Annotated in this window: 1 protein-coding gene; it reads right to left on the reverse strand. The window is 69.7% G+C overall.

Annotation, left to right across the window (positions count from 1 at the left end):
• A partial coding sequence (locus tag AC0CH8_RS18915) for an aminotransferase class IV (RefSeq protein ID WP_465241203.1) occupies positions 1–261 on the reverse strand: 261 nt, incomplete at both ends.

Genomic DNA, 261 nt, shown 5'->3' on the forward strand with positions numbered 1-261 from the left:
CGAGCCGGAGGGTGCCAGCACCAGGCGGATGCGGCACGGGTCGCGCAGGCGGAAAGTCGCCGCCTGCAACTCGGTGCGCGCACCGTGACGATCGAACGCGACGCCGAACGTCTCCGCACTCGCCTTCATGCGCGCCAGATGACGCTCCAGCAGGGGCATGCCCTCTTCAGGGTCGACCGCCATCGTCTCGATCAGGTCGAAGCCGACATGCCCCTCCCCCACGAACGCTCCCTTGGCCCGACAGTCCTCCCACTCCGCCGC

It is taken from the genome of Sphingomonas sp. AC435, from assembly GCF_979253005.1.